This window comes from Cerasicoccus arenae (assembly GCF_014651635.1).
GTDB classification, from domain to species: Bacteria; Verrucomicrobiota; Verrucomicrobiia; order Opitutales; family Cerasicoccaceae; genus Cerasicoccus; species Cerasicoccus arenae.
The window spans coordinates 14417-34071 of sequence record NZ_BMXG01000022.1 but is presented as its reverse complement, the minus strand read 5'-3'; the positions used below and the strand labels follow the sequence as shown (position 1 = coordinate 34071).

Sequence of the window (19655 nt, the reverse complement as noted above, 5' to 3'; positions counted from 1 at the left end):
GGGTTGGCGTTAGGGGACCGGAACGAGCTCCAGCACGCGCGTCAAAATATCTTCCCTCGTAACTTCGTCGGCGGCAGCCTCGTAAGTGGTGTTAATACGGTGGCGCATAACATCCAATGCCATGTCCTTTACATCATCTGGAGTCACGTAACCGCGTCCCGAAAGAAATGCCTTGGCGCGTGCAGCGAGGGTCAAGTTGATGGTCGCACGGGGGGAGGCACCGTATTTGATGTAGGGCACGAGTTCCTCGTCTACTCGGGCCGGTTCACGCGTGGCCATTACAAGGCTGACAATGTACTGGCGGACAGAGGTGTCGACGTAGATTTTATCCACGATGTCCTGCATAGCCAAAATGTGCTCAGGCGACAGCACGGGCTCGATTGGAATCTTGGGGCGGGTCTGCGCCATGATATCGAGAATTTGGAGTTCCTCGTGCTCCTCAGGATACTCGACGACCACCTTTAACATAAAGCGGTCCATCTGCGCCTCCGGCAACGGATAAGTGCCTTCTTGATCAACGGGATTCTGTGTGGCGAGCACCAGAAAAGGCTCAGGTAATGGGTAAATCGTGTCGCCAATCGTCACTTGGTGCTCCTGCATTGCTTCAAGCAATGCAGACTGGACCTTGGCGGGCGCTCGATTGATTTCGTCGGCGAGGATCAGGTTACCAAAAAGCGGCCCCTTGTGCGTCGTATAGACGTTATCCTTGGCATTGTAAATCAGCGTGCCAATCAAGTCAGCCGGGAGTAGGTCGGGCGTGAACTGGATGCGTGAGAAATCGGAATTTACCGCCAACGCCAGTGCGTTAATGGTTGAGGTCTTGGCTAAGCCAGGAAGACCCTCTAAAAGAACATGGCCATTGGCCAACAGACCGACCAGCAAACGGTCAATCAGGTAATGCTGGCCAACAATACGCTTGGCCAGCTGCTCGTAAAGTGCGGGGAGCCATTGATTGGCCGACTGCACCTCTTCGGTGATCTGCGTAATGTAATCTTCAGTCTCAGTCACAGGTAACAATTGGGTTAAGGGAAAATAGAGATGCCAACGTGGATCGCCAAGATAATCAATCGAAATATTAAACTTAGCATCTCCAACATTAGCATTATTTTGCTTACATATAAGTTAGCGGCGAAAAGTGCAGGCAAAGATAATTAATTCATGAAATGACCGTGAAAGAGTCTCAATGGAAGGCCTATCATAGTAGTGATCAATACTACCTTGCTGGAGATATGATGCGTTAAACTAAATTCAGCCAGAATTGGACATTTGAATCTAAGCAACAACGACATAGCTCCACAGGGCCGTTGAAAGAATTGCTCGCCAAGGCATTCGAATGATCAATTAATATGTATCTCGTAAACCCAACGAAGGCCCAATGAAACCCAATATCCTCTGGATCTGCACCGACGAACAACGCTACGACAGCCTAGGCTGCACTGGCAACCCCCACGCGGTCACGCCCCACCTCGACGCTCTAGCGGCAGAAGGTGCTATTTACCACCGTTTCATCACGGCTAATCCAGTCTGTATGCCCTCCCGCGCGTCCTTTTTTACGGGACAAATGCCCTCACGACACGGTGTCGTCACCAATGGCGTTGGCTTACCAAATCGAGACCTTGTCCCAGCCTCCCCCACCAGTCGTAATATGCCCCAGCGCGAGTCTCACGCTAATACCCTACCCGAGCTTCTGGCTGCAGCTGGTTACCACACACGCTCTATCGGAAAACTTCACCTCTGCCCCACCCGAGGCGCACCCGAGCTTAATCACCCAGAAAACGATTGGTTGTGGAAAGAAGGTAAATTTGACGACTGGCATGGTCCGTATTTCGGCTTTGAGCATGTCGATTTGACGCTCAACCACGGTGAACGTAATATTGGCGGTCACTATCGTAAATGGCTTCGTGAAGTGGCCCCCGAAGTGGAAGCGCTATTGAATAAACGGATTGAGAACTATCCAGCTCCTGAGATCGATACACTTTACCCCGGTCGCATCCCTGAAGAGTATCACCACAGCACTTGGGTCGGGCAGAAAACAGCGGACTTCTTGTCCAGTGACGAAGCAAAGGAAAAGCCGTTCTTTCTATGGATGAGCTTCCCAGATCCACACCAACCCTTCACCCCTCCCGCATCCTTGGCGGAGGAGTTCTCAAAACATGATTACCTAGTACCAACGGCCACGGTCGAAGACCTTGCTGATAAGCCCTCCGCTTGGCCTAAAGAGTCAATGCCCTGCATTAAGAATCAGCCCGAAAACATTGGTACGGTTCGCCGCTATACCGACGCGCAGAATCACCTGATTGACCGTGCCGTAGGCCAAGCAATTAAAGCGCTCAAGGCCAATGGCCTGTGGGAAAACACGATTGTCATCTTCACGAGTGACCACGGTGACTACCTTGGCGACTACGGGCGCATTCGTAAAAATGAGCTACCCTGCAACGCTCTCAACCACGTCCCCTGCATCGTCCACGATCCCTTAGGTAAACTACCCAAAACCACCGATATGGCAGTTAGCGGCGTCGATATGTTTCCGACAATTTGCGAGCTTGCTGGCGTGGAAATAACCCACTCAATCGATGGCCAAAGCCTGCTTCAAGGCGACCCCGATCAACGCCGTGCCTTGGTCCAGTGCATGAGCGAAGAATTCCCGCCGAGCTTCACCATCTATGATCGAGAATACCGGCTCACATGGTTCCCAGGCCAGGATGAATGGGAGTGCTATGCGCATCAGAACGATCCATATGAGCGAAAAAACATCATCGCAGAATTTCGCTTAACCGAACGTTTTAAGGAGTTACGAGAAGAACTGATGGTTCGCCACCTAAGCGCGTTGCACCCTAGGATTGGACGCTTTAGCTGCTGGTAAACCAATTGATCCTGCGCCGGAGTCGCTTACTGATCAGCGAGCGTCGTCACGAGTTGTAGAAACGTTGCCCCGCTCGCTGGTATCGGTGCCGCCGCCGTAATAAAACGCCCGTCGACCTCGTAATCTTGGATCACATCAGACGTGGTCCAAGGGCCGACCAAATTATCGCACATCATCACCTTGTAGACAACATCGTCACGGGAACGGTAATAACGCAGCGTAATCATCCCCCCCCCTTCGTCGATCGACTGCTTTGGCAAGCGGCGCTCCGAAAAGCGCTCAGGATGAATCCCCAAGGCGTAGGCTAGGAGGAGTGGATGCCCGACTTCATACGGGTCGGCCAGAAGCGGAACATCGACTTCCAAGTCATACTGCCGCAGCCAATCCTGATACTCCCGCAAGCTGGTAATCGCAACGATGTCGCTGTAATAGGAAAAACCAAAATTGTTCTCCGCTTGAACGCGAAACTCGTATTCGGTGTCAGGCTCCAAGCCTTTAACCGCAACTGGCAGCGGCCAGTCTTCCACTGGAAAATTCAGCATTTCAACCCATTCGGCATCACCAACTTTACGGCCTTCGATATGGTAAGTGCGTGCGAGGAATGGGTCGTTCCAATACAAGAAAACCACCGATGACCCCTGCGCAAAGCCTTCCAGAGCCAATGGCGCATCAGGCACACTACTTGCGACCATTTCCAGCTTCACGTCGTCAAACAGCATGCGATTCGCGCCCGGCAAGGATGTGTTCACAACGTACCAAGAAAATTCATGGTAGGCAATGCCGCTCAGGTCATTGGTATTTTTGGCCACGGGTAAATTGCTCCCGATTGATCTACCGTCCAACGAAGCTGACCAAGTGTTGGACGTTAGATTGATAATAATCTCAAGATCGTATGCTTTTCTCAGCGAAAATGAACGATTGAGCGAATGATAAACGTAATCGCTGTTATAATAATATAAGTCACGACCCTTTGCATCGAACTCCAGAACGAATAGTAATTGGCCGCTCAGATTGTAGAAACCAACACCAAAACGGTCCTTTGCTTTTACCAGCGTTGAATCAATTTCCAGTTGGCACGAAAAGTGTGCCTCAGATCGAGCGTCCGCAAAATAAACTGCGCTGCCATAAACATAATCATACTGACTACCTTGATAGCCGTTGCCGCCCAAACTAGCTAAACGCATACCGCCCATGCTCGTGTCTACCAACACTTTGTTGCTAGCCGTATTCGCCCCCCCCCAACCGTTTTGCCCAGCTAGCGCTCCAGTCTCAAAGCCTTGATCAGCCTCAAAGTTCGCGTAGTAGAGCTGTGTCGTTTCGAGGAAAGCCCGATAGGACTCCGCAGGTTCAGTATAGGCCGACTGGATGTCGCCACTGATCGCAGTGACTCGATAAAAGTAATAAAATTCGCCGTCGAGTGTTTCGTCGTAATAATAGGTAACGCCCGGCTTAGTTGTCGCGACCAATGTCCATGGCTTATTATAACCAGCCGCACGTTCAATGCGATAACCGGTTTCATTGTCCGCAATATCCTCCCAAGCCATCCAAGCCGAAAGCGTTGAGAGACGGGTGAAAACGAGATTACGCGGCGTGGCCGGCAGAGCATTACTGGTCGCCGTTCCATAAAGTGTTAGAGTCGCTTGAGTCAGCTCACCAGGCAACTCGGTTTGCTTGTCAACAATGCGCAACGTCCATTCACCGCCAGCGGATTCTCCCCAAAAATGCACACTATTAAAAGCGAAGTCTACTATATCCGCTTCCTGATCCAGATCGGTGGAAGCTAACAGCATGCTTTCCGTGCCATTCGGCGAAATAAGAATAATTTCCAGCTCGCCTCGGCTTTCATGTGTTAGAGAGAGACGCATTTCGGCATGCTCCACCCGAAAGCCAACACTGGGCATGGCAAAATTCACTTCCAGCGTCGTCGCGTCGTCGGGCACGTTTGCAGGTAAGCTGAGAGTATGGTTCTGCGCCGAAAGGCTCTTGCGAACGCCAAGCGAAGTCCAGCTTTCGGCGAGCGAAATCGCGGCTTCGACATCCACGAGACCTGCTCCGTATTTGCGGTTAAAATGAAATGGCGCTGCGGCGGCATTGTCGAACCAGCCCTGATCATCAGCGTCTACTTGGCGCGCTGAGCGAATAAGGATCTCCTGAACGTCACGCCAATTCAAGTTCGGGTTTGCCTCCAATAAGAGGGCCACAATACCTGAAATAATTGGGGCGGAGCCTGAGGTTCCGCTGAAATTGAGCGTGTAGTCGAGGTCATCCAATTCCTCTTTCAAAGCGTCATGGTTATAGCCATCATTGGCGAGTAAGTCAGTCGTCACGAGACCACGGGCACCAGAATCCAGTGACGGCGCACAGATCATTAAGCTGGCACCAGATTCAGAGTAGATCGCCTGCTTGCCGAACTCACTCACGGCACCCACCGAGATCGTGTATGGCGAGCTGGAGTAACCATCCTTGTTGCAATCGTCTTTACGGAAACGTCCATTGCCCGCTGCCCAAACAAAGATCGTGCCCTTACCGCCACGCCCTTCCTCTGCCGCTTGTTTGAGCGCCTCCTTAGCCAGTGGCCCCGGGCCAATCAGGACATCACCAAAGCCAGCAGGCCCCCAACTGTTGTTCTTGATGTCGATCGATTGCAGTCCGTGGAGAAATGCCTCTGCCTCTGTCACGTCCTCCGCGTAATCGCCAATCAAACGCAAACCAGCAAGATGCGCCTGTGGCGCGACTCCGCTAACACCAATACCATTGTTACCTCTCGCAGCAGCCAAGCCCGCCACCGCCGTGCCATGCTTGTCTTCACCCGAAGACGAGCCATCGTCGGTGTCAGGAGTCAGCAGTTCGGGACTCGGGTCCGTGTCTCCGTCGCGAAAGTCATAATGCATCGACGGCTCCATATTTGGCAGCAAATCCGGGTGGTTGATCGCCAGTCCGTCGTCCACGATGCCAATAACAACCCCCGCACCAGTATAAGTCTCCCAGACGTCACCAAGGTTAATGTCATACACTTCAGGATTGTCGTCGACCAGATGCCATTGCTCAGGGAAAAGTGGATCGTTGGGCACCGAACGACGCTCTTGCAAACGTGCAAACTGCCGTTCAATAGCAATGATTTCAATAAAGTCATCCACACGATCTTCAATGCCCAGCACATCATTATAATCGAGCAGTCGGAATCGGTATCGGTTACCCGGCAATGCAATGCGACCCGCGTTCGTCGCCCCAAGAGCTGCGGCAATTGCGTCTGCGTTCGCTCCCTCTCGTAAAGTCACAACAATGGACTCAGATAAAATGCGACGCGTAAAGTCATTGCGCGGCTTGTCCTTCTCATAAAAGACAAGACGCGGTTGTTCGCCCTTGGACTTATTCAGACTCTTCGATTGCGCCAACACAACATTCGGTGATGATGCTGGCTCAATCGTTTCGATGCGCTCTTTTACGGGGCCATTCTTCCAATAAACCTCGTTCGGAGCTAACGTATATTGATCTGTACTTTGCGCAAACAAACTGCCAGAGGCGCAAAAAAACAGCAATGTAAAGATCAATCCACAGAAATATATTAAATTTAACCGTATCATAAAAGCAAACAACAATAGGTCACATTACAGACATGACAAGTCGTATCATGTGACAATTCCCCGCTCACGCCACACATAATAACATTGCAAACTGGCAGGCCCGCAGGGACTCGAACCCCAACAGATGGAACCAGAAACCATAGTGCTACCATTACACCACGGGCCTACTCAAAGGTGAAAAAAATCTCGTGTTGTGCCATCCACGTCAAGCGAAATTCAGCGACGGGAAAATTGCTATTCCTCTTGATGCCTAGAGATCTTTAAGGTTTAATTCTAAAGATGTCCGATCCCATCGATACCTCTGGCCCACATCTATGGCTCGTCTGGTGGAAAGCCACCCGGGCGATTGAAAAGCGTGATCGACAGAGCATCAAAGAGCAGGGATTTGAAGGATTAAGCGATTTTGCAGTGCTAGAAGTCCTGTTGCACAAAGGTCCACAGCCCGTGAATACCATTGGCCGACGCGTAATGCTCACCAGCGGCTCAATCACTGCAGCCGTCGACCGCGCCGAAAATAAAGGCTATGTGGAGCGACGTGCCTCCCCCACCGATCGGCGTGTAGTGGAAGTTCACCTGACCTCCGCGGGCCAAAGGCATATTGCCAACGCCTATCAACAACACGCCCAGGTGTTGGAAGACATATTTGGCGAGTTCACGTCCGAGGAGCGTACAACGCTTTATCAACTGATCAAGAAAGTAGGTCTGCGAGCCGCAGCCTTGGCCGATTCGTAAATCTCGCGTGCCCGAGCGAGCGGTTCTCGCTATTCAGAGTAATTTCGGTATTGCAATTCCGCGCCAGAGTCATGTCTTAGGCTTTCTTTTGAGGAGAAGTGCCAGAGTGGCCGAATGGGACTGACTCGAAATCAGTTGTGCCGGTAACGGTACCGGGGGTTCGAATCCCTCCTTCTCCGCAGGCTGCTTTTTGGAATCGACCGAAACCCCGCATAAACGCTAGGAATAGCAGGCGGGCAAAGGGATTGGGGCTTATTTCTCTTTCCACTTTTTACTATCACTGCCTGATTTATATTTGCTTTTCTGGGAAATCACCTTAACTCAGTTGGGGTAGCGATGAACATCAAAAAGCATAAGCGGGAAGGCCGTAAAAAGCCGTGGGAGGCTAGATGGTATGTCGAAGGAAAGCCGAAGTTCAAGTTTTGCTCAACGAAAGCTGAGCGGGACCGGTGGATTTTGTAGAACGGAGCAGGCAGCGATCTTGAGCGATGGCAGAAAATCAAAGACCTGTGCTATGACCGAAACCTTGCCTGCGGAGTCGAGAACATCAAGAACGGGTTGCGCCACTCTTTCGCCACCTACCATGATCGAAGTGGCCCTAAGTGACCTGCTCCTCTAGAACTAAGCCCGGCCAGTTTACCGGGAGTAGGTCACTTCAACGTGATCTAAAAAATATCAAACAGATTGCTTTGACTACTTCCAGTCTTTACGCGCATATCATAATGCAACTGCTCGTAGGGGATTGGTCGAAGTTAATCGAAGTCGTCTCCAGAGTTGCGTATCTTTGAAGATCAGCCCAACCGAGTAATTTGCCCTTTTTCGGCTTGAGTATCGTTCAATGCCAGCTTCTTTCCTGAAGCATCCAGCTGCTGTTTGAGCACCCGATTTGGACGCTACGTTTTGCCGTCACTACGTTCCTCGGTACCCCAGTAAATAATCGATCACCTGTTGCTGCTTTTGACTCATCCAATCCGCGATCGCACTTAGAAAAATGATGGCTTACGAATTCAAGGGATAGAACCAAATTAACCGCACGCAGTAAGATCCCGACCCAAAAAGCATCATTGGCTTATCATTTTCGCCATACGAAGTCAGCAATAAGCACGCATTAAATCAGCAGAGGCCTAACGCTGTTATCGCATATATGATATTCTATTCAAGCTATCTCATTCATGATTTCTAATTAAAGAACGCCATACAGAATGGGCGACGAACGATATCAACGATTTAAATTTACCGGACGCAATAGAAGTTGATTATACATGTGCTTGGTAATTCAAGTCCCACCTGTCAAAATACCCCTTTCAATATGCTCCAAAAACATAGTAGCCAGCCCAATTCTCGCATGCGGTGCTTGTGCCAGCGAAATGAAAATGGATTCGCTTTGGTCATTGCGCTCTCATTGATGGCGTTCGTTCTCGTCTTACTTTTATCAATTGCCACGCTTACTAAACTCGAAGTGGAATCAAGTTCGAGGGCGATGAAACAAGCGCGAGCAAAGCAGAGTGCTTTGCTCGCACTGAATATGGCCATTGGGCAGTTGCAAAAATACGTCGGGCCGGATCAACGCACCACTGCTCGTGCCGACCTCCAGAATGGTGCTAACGCGAGTAATTCTCACTGGATCGGCGCTTACGGAAGTTCCATACCAGCCGATTATGCAACACCTCCCGAGACCATCGCAACTGAGCTTTCGGATCTAAGCAACATATCAAGCAAGGGCTCACCCGCTCGCCTACTGAATTGGTTGATCAGTGGTAACGAAACCACAGCCTTTAATCCAAGCTGGACATCCGGCGATGTCGGTAGCAAAGGGCAAATCACAGGCTACCCCGACACCGCAACCGCTCTCAACTTCCGCCCCGGTTCTGCGACGATCAATGGGCTCACTGCATCGACCTCAGCAACGGACACCAGTATCACCATCACTGATACATCAGGCACCGCTCAGCCCGCGCGCCTTCTGGTCGGCTCAAACAGCGTGACATCTGCCCTCGATAACTCCAATACCCCCATTGATTACGTGGTCGCGCCTGCCGTGGACATCGAAGCTGGTGGCGGCATCAGCAACCGCTATGCTTGGTGGATCAGTGACGACGGCATGAAAGCTCGCATCAACTTACCTCAGGCTGGAACTGACAGTTCATTGTCATCCTCGGAAAAACTCGAACAACAACGTAACGCATTTTCAAACTCCGAACGTGCTGCAATCGAGCTCATGGCACTGGATAACGACGATTGGACAAGCTCTCCTCTGAGCGACCATCTCATTGACACACTCTACACGCCTGATCAATCCCTAAGCTCAATCATTTCCTCAGCCCAAACCGCACTGATCTCCAACGATACAGATGCGATGGATGCCGCACTCAAATATCGCTTCCACGATGTCACCCCGTACTCGCTCTCAGTCTTATCTGACACCTATGCAGGCGGACTCAAACGCGATCTAAGCATAATGTTGGATGAGAGCTACAGCCCCTCCTCCAGTGACCCAACCTTAGACGCCAACACCCTCTGGCCACGACACTCAGAAGCCACGGGGGGATTTTCCGAAAACTACGGAATGCCTACCTGGAAACACTTACGATCCTACTACCAGACACGCATTCCAAGCTCCGGATCACTCGACCCAATACTACCTGCACATGACAAGTCGGATCGAATCGCAGTCAACACAAATGGAGTTGAGGACCACGTCGGAATTGCGCCCATTCTTACATACAACTCGATGGGCTTCTCCATGGGGCTAAGCAAGTCCAGTGGTAATTTCGAAGCTGAAGCAGGAGACAACATCTTCCTCAAGCTCTACCCACTGGTGATTCTATGGAATCCATATAACTTCACAATCAAGGCTTCCACTTACGAAGTGGGATGCTATCCGACACATAACGTTAGTGTGAAAGTCCAAAAAACGACTGGGACTGATGGCGATATGGTTGACGCGAGTCAGAACCTCGACTTTTCGAGGCTTGGTGATCATGAAAATCAACAAATGTTCATTCGTTTTAGGCTCGACTGCCCAGATATCCCTCCTGGTCAAAGCTTAATCTTTTCACTACCAGAAAGTTCTCAAGGGGAAAGTTATACTCAGAAAAATATACTTAAAAATCAGGGACCCAATAAATATTCATATGTAACGGTCCCATTCAAAGAGACAGGTTCTGGTAAGAGGCCCAACCTATTAATTGAAGCAGGCGAAGAGAACGTTGCCTATCAACTCATAGCTACGGCAGGTTCCAGCTTAATAAGCAACGGAGGCTGGAACATGTATCTAGGCGAGCCTGTCGAGGCCGACCACATATACTACGCGAGCTGGACGCTTGGTGGTTCAACTAACGCAGCTCACGACCGCTTAAAAAATCCATCCAGTAGTGCCGAACCTGGTGACAAGTTTGACCGACGTTGGTATAACACACACCAGTCGATAGACTGGACCGATAGCCAAGCGGATCAGATCCTTCAACTGGAAGATCCGCTCGAATACGACTCATTTGATGAACCAGCGTATGTCGTATTAGGCCATGCCCTGTTTTCTGGCGCAGGTCTAACCGCTCGATTCAATGAAAACCAACATATGTTCACTACCCGCTGGATTGCTCAAGGCAACATGCGGGCGACGCGAACAGGACGGACGATGCGAGATCAAAATTTCAACGTGCTCTACATTGCGACATCAGGCATGACCTCAAAAGATGTAAAGTGGCAGAAATTTAACGCAGCGTCATCAACCCCTGAGCGGATTTCTGCAGGCTCTGGGTTTGATTCAATAAACGGCAACACTGCTGTCGATGCGATGCTCTTTGAGTTTTCCTACGAAGATCAAGATATCTTCTCGATTGGGCAACTCCAACACGCCAACTTATCCTTTTTCGGCAGCTATCCCTCTTATCCAATTGGAAATAGTTTGGCGGATTATCACCTGCACAGCAAAAACCCAGAAATCACCGGGCATCAACTGACACGCATTGACGAGATAACTACGGACAACAATTATTCTTTAAGGAGGGATATGAATGCATACTATGACATTTCTTATCTGCTCAACCGCACCCTATGGGATCAATATTACTTCTCGACCGTGCCAGCCGACACAGGAACCGCGATACCTGATCAGCTCGCAAACCCACGTTACTTGCGCTACGGAGCCCCTTCAGACGATACCCTGCGAGATCCAGACCTCTCAGCGGCTCACCTGCTTATGGCAGGTGGCTTTAACATCAACTCGACATCCGAACAAGCGTGGCGAGCCGCCCTCGGCGGTGGCAACAATCTTGATTTCATACCGGAGAACACCGACTCTAGCACCAATCCAGAGTTAAATGCCTCTTTCCCACGCTTTAGCCGTCCGTACGGCGATGATGACCCCGACGACCCATGGAGAGGCTATCGTACCCTGGATGAGAACCAGATTGCCCAACTCGCCCGTAATATCGTCGCTGAAATTCGCAATCGTGGCCCATTCGTCTCCGTCGCCGACTTCGTCAATCGACGCATCTACGACAACCCGAACACGGATAACGGAGACCCTCAGGCGACCAATTCATCTTGGGAGCACGAAAACTTCAAAGGACCACTCCAAGCTGCGATTGACCGCACTGAATCTGGTGATTTTGCAGCAAATAACGCGGGGGCGAACACTTTCTGGGAAGAGGACGAACTCGCCACAGGTGACGGCATCAAGCACAACCAAAGCTCACAGTATACCAGAGCCTACGACAAAGCATTACTTGAAGGAGCCGATGCGCCCTCAAGCCCTGTCAGTAATCGCTCTGCCTTTGCTCCAAAGTACATCACCCAAGCTGACATTCTCGCCAAGATCGGAGCCGGACTGACTGCCCGCTCCGACACCTTCACGATTCGAACCTACGGTGAAACCGTCAATGAAATGACTCAAGCAGTCGAAGCCCAAGCTTGGTGCGAAGCCGTTGTTCAACGTCTCCCCGAATACTTGGACGATTCTCTTGAGGCTTATGAAGTTCCAGCAGACGGAAGTATCAATCAATCACTCGGTCGAAAATTCAAAATCATATCCCTCCAATGGCTCTCAGCATCAGACATCTAACTCTTGCACTTATCAGTTTCTTCTGCCTGCTGCTATCACATCGAACTGCGCAGGCAGTTCCCCAAGACGCACCTGAATTCCGAGTGCTCTCAATGTCATCGTTCGAAACCGTGCTTTTCGATATCGATAAAGAGCCAATCATTCTAAGAACCAGCCTTGGTTCGTTTTCTCGGCTGTATCCCGCATCTAAAAATGGAGATGTCGTATTCTACAAAGAAACACCAAACCCAAAGGACCCAAACCTGCCCCCTATTAAAACCACATTGGCACAGGCAAAGCTATCAGACGGCGGCCCCTACATCATCCTCCTCATCCAAAACCCCGCGGGGTCCGCTCTTGAATATAAAACAGTCGTGCTCGATCACTCACTGGAAAAATTCCCAGCAAATACTTATCGCGTTTATAACTTCTCAAAACGTCAACTTGCGGTGCAACTTGCAGAGACAGACATACTCCTGAACACAGGTGAGTCTGGTAGCATTCCCTATCCTGACACCTCAAAGACGTGGCTAAAAGTTGCTGCCAATGATCAAGACGAAGGTTGGCTAGTCGTCCGTTCAGCTCCTCAGACAACAGGCATCAACAATCGCACCACGCTCTTTCTAGTCGATATCCCACCATCTAAACGCGACCTCAATCCACTTGGAATAATTGACCGCGAAATGAGAGAACGAATCCACACCGACGAGTTTGGCGTTCAACATATCCGTTAAGCTCATCACGATCCTGAACCACTCAGGACAATCAATTTATTTGGGCATTAAATGACTACTTACGGACAATTCAGTGACAATTGACTATGAGTTCATCATAAAAGCGACAAGAACACCGAGCCATTGGTATAATTACCTATGTAATGAGAACTACGCATTTCGATAGTATCTCAAACCTGCCAAGGACAGGTTTTCTCGCAGGACAGACTTGGCAACCGCAAGCAAGCGGTTCCGGAACGGATGTTCTTTATCAGCGATATCGATAAGGGTAACTACTGGAATATCAACGGCCTGACACCTTCGGATGAATACACCTGCACACACGGCATGGGGTATTCTGTAATTAAGCAGAAAAATAATGATATTGCTGCATCATTTAGAATTTTTGTGCCCAAGCAACAGACCTGTGAAATATGGACAGTCACCTTGTCCAACCACAGCGATCAAAGAAGAAACCTCCGTCTATTTTTCTATACCCTACAGGAGATGGCATCCGAATCCACGCCACAAGCTTACTATTCCGTCGATGCTTTTTGGTGAAATGTTGAACGCAGCTACTTCAAACTGGACTGCGAGCCCTACGTATTCGGCAAAAGCTATCTAGCGATTAAGGACACCTATCGCTATGGCACGGCCGGTTGGTTTTACAAAGCACTGCTCAGCTACGTGTATAATATTAAACCGGAAATCAAAGGGCTTAAAGTGAAACCATGCTTACCGCCCGCATGGAAGTCCAGAGAGAATCCGTAGGCATGACTGTGAACGGAATCGCGATGGATCGAAATGATTTCCTCCCCTGCGTATCCGGCGAATAGTATACCGTCACCATCCACGCTTAAGTCAGCCTCGGATTCTTCGAAACTTCGACAACAGGCTGCCCCTCTACCACGCGAAACTGTTGCTGATATTGGCTCGGGGTCATCCCCATCTCTTTGCGAAATACTTTACTGAAATGGATACGATCCGAAAAACCAGCACGATCTGCGGCCTCACCGATCTGAACATCAGCATTTCTCAACAAGTTTCGCGCAAACTCTAAGCGTAAACGCCGGATATAGTCACTCAGACTCGTCCCCACATATTGCTTGAAACGGCGGCTCAGAAAATCAGGGTGGCAGTTTAAATGAACCGCAATCGTTTTGACATTAAAGGTTTCGGACAGATTCAAATCAATATAACGCTTCGCTTCTTTAACCACATATGGGACAGGCTCTGAATCAGAATGCAAAAACTCCTTCAAACTATTGCCATTCGAACTAATGATCTCCTGAAGGCAATACGCCGAGTCTTTCCAAGTCCGAACTTGATTCTCATAATTTACATGTATCAAACCATAACGGTGCTTGTAGCCCTCATGCCACTCAAAGTTGTCCAGTAAAGACCAATGAAAGTAACCGCGTACATCCACTCCATCATCCATTGCCTTACGCAGTGAAAGCAAATGCCCAACCATAAAATCAGTGCGGTTACTATCATGAACAGCGCCATCCAAACTGACGCGATCTGAGGTCGAACAACCGTTTTCAGTGATCACTATTGGCAAGTCATAGAGTTCATGAATGAAACGTGGCCCCCAGTAGAGGCAGTCGGGGTTCTGCGACCATTCGTAAAGTGAAATATCTTCTCCATCAGACAGGGGTATCGCCACAGGTGTGCCCTCATCACTCATACGTACCGGCGTGGCCTGAAAAATATTACAGCAGTAGTAATCGAGCGGTTGTTGAATGATCTCAAAATCCGTTGCTGGAAACTTCGGCAATGCTTTCTCATAGACCTTCAACCCATCCTCAGGATAATGCCCGAGAATGGCAGGATCCGACCACCAGCGAGTATTCCAAACATTGTCGGAGTAAATCGCACTGGTCGCTTCGCGCGCGGCGCTAATGTCATCCAGCCGATTGCTTCCTGGACGATAGACCGAACCTGACGGCGACCAACCAATCATCGGGGTTCGTTTCGCATTTTCACGGATGACTTGCACTGATCGTCCGTGCGCCAACAGCGCATTGTGCCCAGCCATCAAACATTCCCCAAAACTTAGATTCAACCCAGGTGCATGCGTCCCATCCCGGTAACCTAAACCGATAAAGCACTGCGGTTCATTAATCGTCACCCAGCGTTCCACTCTATCTGAAAATCGACTTACAACGACCTTCGTATATTCAGAAAACCATTCTGGACTACTACGATTCAACCACCCCCCCCTTAGAAACAGCTCGTAAGGCAAATCCCAATGAAATAACGTCACCCACGGCTCTATATTATTCTCAAGCAATTCATTAATTAATGCATCGTAATAGGCTAGCCCAGCTTCATTAATCGTTCCGGTTCCGTCCGGCAATATTCGCGCCCAAGAAAGTGAGAAACGATACGCCTTCAGTCCCATAAGTCGCATCTGCGCAACATCTTCCTTAAATCGATAATAGTGATCACAAGCAACTCGACCATTTTGGCCCCGCCAGATACGGTTCTCCCTCTGAACAAATAAATCCCAAATCGAGGCTCCTTTACCCTGGGCATCATGCGCGCCCTCAATTTGATACGCGGAAGTCGATGCCCCCCAGATAAAATCTTCAGGAAACAGCGTTGGGTCTTTTTTCATAATAGGGGTAATAACCAGAATGGAACAACAAGCATGAAATAACAAGAAATTCCCATCTCTTGTCAAATACTGCTCGATCATGAACCTAAAAATTCGTGTTAAAGAAAGACTAATCAGCAAAGGACACATCGTTAATCAGTAGACCCCTAACAGCATATCTAAAAAAATGCTATTCTAATCACCGCGGAGACAATCACGACGCGGATTAAATCTCTACCATTACCCACATTCAAATGAGTTCTTCATTCCCAACAAATTTCACCTGGGGTGCCGCTGCGGCTTCCTATCAAATCGAAGGAGCCTGGAAAGCTGATGGCAAAGGCGAGTCCGTCTGGGACATGCTCTCCCACCAAAAAAGCAAAGTTTGGGATGGTCATACTGGCGACACTGCCTGCGATCACTACAATCGCTATAAAGATGACGTTCGATTAATGACTCAGGTCGGTCTCCAAGCCTACCGACTCTCCATTTCTTGGCCACGCGTCATGCCCGACGGAACGGGCAAAATCAACGAAGCAGGTTTGGCCTTCTATGATAACCTGATCGACGAACTCTTAGCCGCGGACATCCAGCCTTGGGTCACGCTGTTTCACTGGGACTACCCCACTGAATTATTCAACCGTGGTGGCTGGCTCAACCCTGATAGCCCACAATGGTTTGCGGACTACACTGCAGTCATCGTGGATCGACTCTCTGATCGAGTGAGCCACTGGATCACTCTCAACGAACCGCAATGCTTTATCGGTTTAGGCCACTCAGACGGCAAGCATGCCCCCGGGCTACAGCTCGGCTTGCGTGAGGTTTTGAAAGCTGGGCACAACTCTTTAATTGCCCATGGGATTGCCGTGCAAACCATTCGTGCACGTGCCAAAACAGCACCACAAATTGGTTGGGCACCGGTTGGTTGCGTAAACTATCCTACAAGCGACAAGCCTGAAGACATCGCAGCCGCCTACGCGGTGATGGACGGAGTTTGGGCGGATAATTGCTGGAATAATCGCTGGTGGGGTGACGCGCCTATTCTAGGACACTATCCAGAGCAAGGTCTTCAGGCTTACGGAAAAAATCTGCCACACTTCAAAGATTCCGATTTCGATATTATACAGCAACCGCTTGATTTTTATGGATGCAATATCTACCACGGCAAAGCAACCAAAGCGGGTCCCGACGGTAAACCCATCCTCGTTGAAAAAGATGTTGGCGGACCGCACACACACTTCCTCTGGGAGCGATCCGACGATGCGCTTTACTGGGGCACAAAATACCTTTCTGATCGCTATAAATTGCCCGTCGTCATCACGGAAAACGGTCTGACGATGCCCGATTGGGTCTCCTTGGATGGTCGCGTGCATGACACACATCGCATCGACTTCCTGCAACGCTACCTACTCGGCTTAGAACGCGCCATTAAAGACGGCGTCGATGTGCGCGGCTATTTCCAATGGTCGATCATGGATAATTTCGAATGGGCCGAAGGTTACAAACATCGATTTGGACTCATTCATATCGACTACGAAACTCAGGTTCGTACACTCAAGGACTCTGCTTACTGGTATCGAGATGTCATCCAATCTAACGGTGCCACTCTACACGATACACCGGTTGTTTCCACAACGCCTCCCCTCGCATACACCTAAATTTACTTCAACATGATATCCATAAAACAACCTCTAAATCAGAGCCTACTGGCTCTATTTTTTGCTTTAACACTCCCCCTCGCAGCTCAAACGACGCCCGAAACGGCAGAGCTTTTGACGCCCGCATCGACGAACATCACGAGCTTCAAGACCGAACACAACCCGACCTTATCCATCGTCGATACGGAGAACTCAAAAACCTTACGCGTCGAATTCCCGGCGAGTAAATCATACCCAGGATTTAATATCCCTGTGCCTACCGGCGGGTGGAACCTATCCACCTACGCAGGAATCGAAGCTGAAATCGTCAATACCAGCACCTCGCGTCTCAACATCAGTATGCGGGCCGAAAACAACGGAGACTGGGAAAAAGAGCCTTGGAATAGCAACAATGTCTGGATCGCTCCGGGCGACTCCAAACGCTTGCAGGTGACTTTCGGCCAATCCTTTGGACAGGCGGGATACCCGCTCAATAGTGGTGCTATCAGTGCGGTGAAGCTTTTCGTCAGTAAACCGAACGAAAGTGGAAGCATTCTAATTAAATCCATTGAGGGATTTGGCAAAGGCACTCCGACCAGCACCCCCGCAGCAGCGACAACAGCACCCGCAGCATCCATCACAGCAAAAAGTGGCTCACCAATTTTCGTCCCAACGGCCGATAACATTAGCGCTATTAAAACAGAGGGTAACCCAATGCTGTCAGTCGAAGGCTCTGCGCTCAAGCTAGTCTTTCCGAATGATGACAACTACCCGGGCATCGACTTCCCACTCCCCGGAGGTCAAATCGATCTCTCTAAGTTTGCAGGTGTCCAAGCTGAGATCACCAATACGGGAAATTCTCGACTAAACGTCGCTCTGCGCGTGGCCAACCCAGGCGACTGGAGAAAGGAACCTTGGAACACCGGTAATAGTTGGATCGACGCTGGCCAAACTATGCCAGTCAAGGTGATCTTCGGCCAATCGCATGGCCATTCTGGATACGCACTGGATCGCTCGAAGGTAAACTACATCAAGCTCTATGTTTCCAACCCCAAGGCTGATGCATCCATTCTCGTCCGTAATCTGGTTCCCTTCGGCAGCGGAGACTCAGCAACGACGTCTGCAGCAACCAAACCTACAGCAATCGGTGTCGACGCTACCTTCTCTCCTTCTATCGATGGCAATCTACTCGATTTGAAAAAAAACGGACTGTCGGGATTCAATTTCAGCGAATCCTCTGCAGTTCTGGTAGATGGCAAAATTAAAGCCACATTTAACAAAGCTAAGGGCTATCCGAACATTCAATTCCCTATCCCTTCGGGCGGTTGGAACCTAAGTGCTTTCGGTGGCATTCAGGTCACAGTCACCAACCCCGGAAACTCTAAGCTTAAGGTTTCCATGCGTGTCGATAATCCTGGAGCATGGAAAGATGAGCCGTGGAACACGGAGAACCTGTTAATCGACGCAGGCGAAAGCAAAACACTTAATCTGACTTTTGGACAACAAAACGGAGCACCCGCCTATCCGTTGAAATCGGCTCGTATCAAAGCGATTCAAGTATTCGTCGCTCGCCCGAAGGCTGATACCACTCTGATCCTATCCGACCTTCGTGCGAGTGGTAGTCCAGCCGACGCTGCGAATGAGCTATCCTTCACGAAGCCGGAAGATCGCAATATACCAGCGGTCCTGCCTGAATGGCTCGGGGGACGCCCCCCAGTCGAGGGTGACTGGGTCTTGACTCTAGACGAGAATTTCGACGGCGATACACTCGACGAATCACTGTGGTCACCACGCTTCCCCTGGGACGGTCCTCAGCCGGGACAAAAACAACGCTATGCCCCTGAAAACGTCATCATCGGCGACGGCGTCGCGACATTTATCGTTGAAAAACGTTTCGGTCACGAAAACAATGATCCGAAACTGGACACTCGCGAATATACTTCAGGCCTCATCCAGACCTATGATAAGTGGGCGCAACTATACGGTTACTTCGAAGCCCGGATTAAAGTGCCCTACGTGCGTGGTCTCTGGCCCGCCTACTGGATGATGCCCGACCGTGGTGAAGAAAGCGGTCTGGACGAGTGGCAACGTCGTCACACTGGTAACGGTGCGATGGAAATTGACATCATGGAAATCCTTTCCGAATGGGGCCCCGGCCGCAATAGTGTCGCCACTCACTGGGATGGTTATGGACCCGAGCACAAACAATGGGGCACATCTCAGATTTATTACGGCCCAACTGAAGACGGCTATCACGTCTACGGCCTCCTCTGGGAACCGGGCAAACTCACTTGGTATGTCGACGGCAAAAAAGTCGCCGAGCAAATCAGCGAGCGCGTCAGTAATGCGCCAGCTACATTAAGGTTCAATGTTCAAATCGGCGGCTGGGCGACCAATGATACAGACGATGCAAATCTTCCTGTATCGATGGAGGTCGATTACACACGCGCTTGGCAGCTAAAGTCACGCCTGTAGAATCA

At 50.1% G+C, this 19655-nt stretch carries 10 protein-coding genes and 2 tRNA genes; 8 read left to right on the top strand and 4 right to left on the bottom strand.

Going from position 1 to position 19655, the window contains the following annotated elements; translation table 11 throughout:
* Positions 1 to 9 precede the first annotated feature (9 nt).
* Complete coding sequence (locus tag IE065_RS14880; RefSeq protein WP_189516511.1) at positions 10 to 1008, bottom strand: AAA family ATPase; 999 nt, start codon at positions 1006 to 1008, stop codon at positions 10 to 12.
* A gap of 367 nt (positions 1009 to 1375) precedes the next feature.
* Here IE065_RS14880 and IE065_RS14875 point away from each other — a divergent pair, with 367 nt between their 5' ends.
* Positions 1376 to 2863: a sulfatase family protein gene (locus IE065_RS14875; protein ID WP_189516509.1), complete on the top strand. Its 1488-nt coding sequence runs from the start codon at positions 1376 to 1378 to the stop codon at positions 2861 to 2863.
* Positions 2864 to 2889: 26 nt separating this feature from the next.
* On the opposite strand, the gene IE065_RS14870 is transcribed toward IE065_RS14875, so the two are convergent.
* On the bottom strand, positions 2890 to 6414 hold the full coding sequence (locus tag IE065_RS14870; RefSeq protein ID WP_189516507.1) for a S8 family serine peptidase: 3525 nt from the start codon (positions 6412 to 6414) through the stop codon (positions 2890 to 2892).
* A 125-nt stretch (positions 6415 to 6539) separates the two neighbouring features.
* Positions 6540 to 6613 (bottom strand) — tRNA-Gln (locus IE065_RS14865).
* Between the two features lie 113 nt (positions 6614 to 6726).
* Here IE065_RS14865 and IE065_RS14860 point away from each other — a divergent pair.
* From IE065_RS14860 to IE065_RS14840, 5 genes are all read left to right on the top strand, one after another.
* Positions 6727 to 7179 (top strand): MarR family winged helix-turn-helix transcriptional regulator, encoded by a 453-nt coding sequence (locus IE065_RS14860; protein WP_189516505.1) that lies wholly within the window; start codon positions 6727 to 6729, stop codon positions 7177 to 7179.
* Positions 7180 to 7271: 92 nt separating this feature from the next.
* Positions 7272 to 7358, top strand: a tRNA-Ser gene (locus IE065_RS14855).
* Between the two features lie 1301 nt (positions 7359 to 8659).
* Positions 8660 to 12244, top strand: a complete 3585-nt coding sequence (locus IE065_RS14850; protein WP_189516503.1) for a hypothetical protein — start codon at positions 8660 to 8662, stop codon at positions 12242 to 12244.
* Entirely contained in the window at positions 12220 to 12957 is a 738-nt protein-coding gene (locus tag IE065_RS14845; RefSeq protein ID WP_189516501.1) for a hypothetical protein, read from the top strand. The genes IE065_RS14850 and IE065_RS14845 overlap by 25 nt, the downstream gene beginning before the upstream one ends.
* Before the next feature lie 240 nt (positions 12958 to 13197).
* On the top strand, positions 13198 to 13497 hold the full coding sequence (locus tag IE065_RS14840; RefSeq protein ID WP_189516499.1) for a hypothetical protein: 300 nt from the start codon (positions 13198 to 13200) through the stop codon (positions 13495 to 13497).
* Between the two features lie 295 nt (positions 13498 to 13792).
* Here the strand turns inward: IE065_RS14840 and IE065_RS14835 are convergent, their stop codons facing one another.
* Positions 13793 to 15559 (bottom strand): GH1 family beta-glucosidase, encoded by a 1767-nt coding sequence (locus tag IE065_RS14835; protein ID WP_189516497.1) that lies wholly within the window; start codon positions 15557 to 15559, stop codon positions 13793 to 13795.
* Between the two features lie 233 nt (positions 15560 to 15792).
* Between IE065_RS14835 and IE065_RS14830 the strand changes: the two genes are divergently transcribed.
* On the top strand, positions 15793 to 17196 hold the full coding sequence (locus IE065_RS14830; RefSeq protein ID WP_189516495.1) for a GH1 family beta-glucosidase: 1404 nt from the start codon (positions 15793 to 15795) through the stop codon (positions 17194 to 17196).
* A gap of 12 nt (positions 17197 to 17208) precedes the next feature.
* Positions 17209 to 19650 (top strand): glycoside hydrolase family 16 protein, encoded by a 2442-nt coding sequence (locus IE065_RS14825; protein WP_189516493.1) that lies wholly within the window; start codon positions 17209 to 17211, stop codon positions 19648 to 19650.
* Positions 19651 to 19655 lie beyond the last annotated feature (5 nt).

What these genes read in the sequence shown, in the direction of transcription:
- IE065_RS14875 (WP_189516509.1), top strand. Translation starts at nt 1,376, where the DNA reads ATGAAACCCAATATCCTCTGGATCTGCACCGACGAACAACGCTACGAC.
- IE065_RS14860 (WP_189516505.1), top strand. Translation starts at nt 6,727, where the DNA reads ATGTCCGATCCCATCGATACCTCTGGCCCACATCTATGGCTCGTCTGG.
- IE065_RS14850 (WP_189516503.1), top strand. Translation starts at nt 8,660, where the DNA reads ATGAAACAAGCGCGAGCAAAGCAGAGTGCTTTGCTCGCACTGAATATG.
- IE065_RS14845 (WP_189516501.1), top strand. Translation starts at nt 12,220, where the DNA reads ATGGCTCTCAGCATCAGACATCTAACTCTTGCACTTATCAGTTTCTTC.
- IE065_RS14840 (WP_189516499.1), top strand. Translation starts at nt 13,198, where the DNA reads ATGTTCTTTATCAGCGATATCGATAAGGGTAACTACTGGAATATCAAC.
- IE065_RS14835 (WP_189516497.1), bottom strand. Translation starts at nt 15,559, where the DNA reads ATGAAAAAAGACCCAACGCTGTTTCCTGAAGATTTTATCTGGGGGGCA.
- IE065_RS14830 (WP_189516495.1), top strand. Translation starts at nt 15,793, where the DNA reads ATGAGTTCTTCATTCCCAACAAATTTCACCTGGGGTGCCGCTGCGGCT.
- IE065_RS14825 (WP_189516493.1), top strand. Translation starts at nt 17,209, where the DNA reads ATGATATCCATAAAACAACCTCTAAATCAGAGCCTACTGGCTCTATTT.